The organism is Nocardiopsis sp. TNDT3, from assembly GCF_003427465.1.
Classification (GTDB): Bacteria; Actinomycetota; Actinomycetes; order Streptosporangiales; family Streptosporangiaceae; genus Nocardiopsis; species Nocardiopsis dassonvillei.
This window is the reverse complement of sequence record NZ_QPFC01000542.1, coordinates 1-3,942: the sequence shown is the minus strand read 5'-3', so window position 1 is coordinate 3,942 and position 3,942 is coordinate 1. Positions and strand designations below refer to the sequence as shown.

Annotated in this window: 3 protein-coding genes; 2 read left to right on the top strand and 1 reads right to left on the bottom strand. The window is 73.0% G+C overall.

The features are described 5' to 3' along the window. Positions 1–107 precede the first annotated feature (107 nt). A complete protein-coding gene (locus DQW06_RS14065; protein ID WP_117198598.1) occupies positions 108–2,078 on the top strand; it encodes an acyl-CoA dehydrogenase in 1,971 nt (656 codons plus the stop codon). A gap of 171 nt (positions 2,079–2,249) precedes the next feature. Continuing rightward, positions 2,250–2,870 carry a PadR family transcriptional regulator gene (locus DQW06_RS14060; protein WP_013154235.1) on the top strand — a complete coding sequence of 207 codons (621 nt, stop codon included), beginning with the start codon at positions 2,250–2,252 and terminating at the stop codon, positions 2,868–2,870. Between the two features lie 9 nt (positions 2,871–2,879). Here DQW06_RS14060 and DQW06_RS14055 read toward each other — a convergent pair whose 3' ends face one another. Continuing rightward, on the bottom strand, positions 2,880–3,701 hold the full coding sequence (locus DQW06_RS14055; protein WP_083555295.1) for a glyoxalase: 822 nt from the start codon (positions 3,699–3,701) through the stop codon (positions 2,880–2,882). Positions 3,702–3,942 lie beyond the last annotated feature (241 nt).

Genomic DNA, 3,942 nt, shown 5'->3' with positions numbered 1-3,942 from the left:
CCCCTAACGTGGGGCGTGTACCCGCGGGTACGGTTCCGTGCGCGACCCGCCCCTTCCGGCGGCGGACACGGGCCGGGCCGCGTCAGCCAGGACCACAGGGGGAGCACATGAACGAACAGGCGCTGAGAGTGGACGAGGCCGAGCTGCGCGGCCTGCTCGACGGCCGCTGGGCCCACGTGCGCGAACACATGCGCGACGCCCTGCGGGGAGACCTGTACACCCCCGTGTACGGGCTGTCGGTGGAGGAGCACCGCGCCCGCACGCTCACCCAGATCAAGGCCCTGGCCAAGACCGACCTGCCCGCCTACGGCTTCCCCGCCTCGGTGGGCGGCCGCGACGACGTCGGCGCGTCCGTGGTCGGTTTCGAGATGCTGGTCAACGACCTGTCGCTCATGGTGAAGATGGGCGTGCAGTGGGGGCTGTTCGGCGGGGCGATCAGCGCCCTGGGCACCGAGGCCCACCACGCCGAGTACCTGCCCGGCGCGATGTCGATGGAGCTGCCCGGCTGCTTCGCGATGACCGAGACCGGCCACGGCTCGGACGTGCAGGGCCTGCGCACCACGGCCGTCTACGACCCCGACACCGAGGAGTTCGTGGTCCACACCCCCGACGAGGCGGCGCGCAAGGACTACATCGGCAACGCGGCCCGCGACGGCCGCCTGGCGGTGGTGTTCGCCCAGCTGAGCACCGGTGGCGAGGAGCACGGCGTGCACGCCCTGGTGGTCCCGATCCGGGACGGGCGGGGCAGGCCGATGCCGGGCGTGCGCATCGGCGACTGCGGCCCCAAGGCCGGACTCAACGGCGTGGACAACGGACGGCTGGAGTTCGACCACGTGCGGGTGCCGCGCACCAACCTGCTCAACCGGTACGGGGACGTGGCCGCCGACGGCACCTACTCCAGCCCCATCGAGAGCAAGGGCCGACGCTTCTTCACCATGCTCGGAACCCTGGTCCGGGGCCGGATCAGCGTGGCGGGCGGCGCGGGGAGCGCGGCCAAGGCCGCGCTGACCATCGCGGTGCGCTACGGCGACACCCGCCGCCAGTTCACCCGGCCCGACGGCGAGGGGCGGCCCGAGCGGGAGGTGCGCGTCCTGGACTACCTGGCGCACCAGCGCAAGCTGCTGCCCGCCCTGGCCCGCACCTACGCGCTGCACTTCGCGCAGGAGGAGCTGGTCACCCGGCTGCACGAGCTGTCCCGCTCCCCCGAGCGCGACGAGCACGCCCAGCGCGAACTGGAGTCGCGGGCGGCCGGGCTCAAGGCGGTGGCCACCTGGCACGCCAGCCAGACCATCCAGACCTGCCGGGAGGCGTGCGGCGGCGCCGGGTACCTGTCCGAGAACCGGATCCCTCAGCTCAAGGCCGACTCCGACATCTTCACCACGTTCGAGGGCGACAACACGGTCCTGCTCCAGCAGCTCACCAAGGGCCTGCTGACCAACTTCAAGGACTCGTTCGGCGACCTGGACCAGCTGGGGCTGGCCCGGTTCATGGCGGGCAAGGTCTTCGAGACGGTCATCGAGCGCACCGCCGCGATCCCGCTGATCGAGCGGCTCGTCGCGGCCGCCCCGGGGCGCGGCGAGGAGGCCAGCCTGTACAACCGGGGTTGGCAGCTGGAGCTGCTGGAGGACCGCGAGAAGCACGTCATCGAGGGCCTGGCCGCGCGGCTGCGCAGGTCCGGCAGGAACGGCGAGGACGCCTTCGACGTGTTCAACCGCGCCCAGGACCACGTGCTCGCCGCGGGCCGCGCGCACATGGACCGGGTGGTGCTGGAGGCGTTCGTGGCGGGGATCGACCGCTGCGGGGACACCGCGACCGCCAAGCTGCTCAACCGGCTGTGCGACCTGTACGTGATGTCGGTGGTCGAGGAGGACCGCGCGTGGTTCCTGGAGCACGAGCGGCTCTCCACCTCGCGGGCCAAGGCGGTCACCCAGGCGGTCAACGACCTGTGCCGGGGCCTGCGCCCCTACGCCGTGCAGCTGGTGAACGCGTTCGGCCTGCGCGACGAGTGGCTGGCCGCGCCGATCGCGCTGGGCGGCGAGCACGCCCGCCAGGGCGACCCGGTCCCCGGGCGCGGCTGAGAACCCTCCGTCGCGCCGACGCCCCTCCCCCGTGCCGGCGCCCGTCAGGGCACGGGGGAGGCGGCAGGGGGCGCGGGCCGGCGCGGGCGCGGGCGCGTGGATAGGCTGGTCGGAGTCGAAGGGCGCGGGCCTCAGAAGGGTGCGGACGCGCTGGTGGGATGAGGGGTGTGGATGTCGGCCATCCGGCTGCTGGTCCTGGGGGCGGTCCGCCTGCGCGGGCGGGCGCACGGCTACCAGGTGCGCAACGACCTGGAGTCCTGGGGCGCGCACGAGTGGTCCAACGCCAAGCCGGGGTCGATCTACCACGCGCTCAAGCAGATGGCCCGGCAGGGGCTGCTGCACGCCCACGAGACCGCGCCGTCCACCGCCGGGGGTCCGCCCCGGACTGAGTACGAGACCACCGGGGAGGGCACCCGGGAGTACTTCGCCCTGCTGCGCCGGGCGGTGTCCTCGCACGACGCGCACACGGACGTGCTCTCGGCCGGTCTGGGCTTCGTCGTCGATCTGCCCCGGCGGGAGGCGGTCGACCTGCTGAGGCGGCGGGTCGAGGGCCTGGAGGAGTGGCGCGGGGGCGTGGTCGCCCACTACGCCCCGGAGGAGGGGCCCGGACAGGCGGGCCACATCGGCGAGATCATGGACATGTGGGTGCACTCCGCGGAGTCGGACGCGGCGTGGACGCGCTCGCTGATCCGGCGGATCGAGGGCGGCGCCTACTCCTTCGCCGGTGAGGGGGGCGACCCCTACGAGGGCGTCCTCACCGGCGAGGAGCCGGAGGCGTCCCCCTCCGGTTGAGGCGACCCCTCAGTTCCCGTCCGCCTCCGGGGGCCGCGCGCCGAGCCAGCTCCGCAGCGCGGAGGCGTTGCGCAACTCCCCCTCGACCCTGCTCAGCTCACCGCCGGTGAGGGTGATCGCGCCCAGCCGCTCCCGCCACTCCTGGACGCCCTCCTCCTCGCCGAGGGCGACCGCGAGTTCGATGAGCATGGCCAGTGCCAGCGCCCGCTCCACCGCGGGCGCCCGGTCCCCGTGCCGTTTCAGTCCGGAGCGGATCCGCCGGAAGGCGGCGAGGTCGTCGGTCTTGAAGTCGCGCAGGATCCGCGCGCCGTCCAGGACGCGGGCGAGCCCGTCGAGTTCCCCGGAGCCGCCGTACTCCAGCCTCTCGGGTTCGCCGCGCTGGATGAAGATGAGCGAGTTGCCCGAGGGGTCCATGAGCGTGAAGCGGCTGGCGCCCGGCCGGTGGCGCGTGATGCGGGGCAGACCCTTGGCCAGGACCCTGCCGTAGGCCCGGCGCATGGCCTGCGTGAGGGCGGCGTGGTAGGGCGCGACCGCGTCGACCACGACCATGCAGCCGCCGCTGTTCTCCAGCCCCGGGTCCAGGTCCTTCGAGGCGCGGCCGTAGTGCAGTTCGAACCCGCTCCAGCGGAAGGCCAGGTAGAGGTAGGGCCTGGTCTGCTCGTAGGTGACCTCGAAGCCGAGCGCCCGGTAGAACTCCAGGGTCTCCTCGGCCGAGACGCACGGCAGCAGCGGAACGGTCGTCTCGTTGGCCCGAACGGCCGCCTCCGGCCGCTCCTGCCCCGTGTCCCCCTCCTTGCCGCCGTCCGCCCGCGCGGTGTCCGCTGCGGCCACGCGCACCTCCCATTAGTCAAGTTTGATTACTTTGCGAGGGTAGTCCTCCCCGAGTCCACTGGTCAAACTTGACTACACAACTGGGGACGCCGAACCCACCGCCGCGCACGAGGGGCCTCGGGACCGCGCCGGTGCGCCGGTGCGCCGCGAACCGACCCCGCCGCGGGTCTTTCCTCGGCGAGGCAGGCCTCCTAACATGAGACGCATTCATGTTAGGTAGGTCACACGTGCGCCCACCCCC

Coding starts and splice junctions, on each gene's coding strand:
- DQW06_RS14065 (WP_117198598.1), top strand. CDS start 108: ATGAACGAACAGGCGCTGAGAGTGGACGAGGCCGAGCTGCGCGGCCTG.
- DQW06_RS14060 (WP_013154235.1), top strand. CDS start 2,250: ATGTCGGCCATCCGGCTGCTGGTCCTGGGGGCGGTCCGCCTGCGCGGG.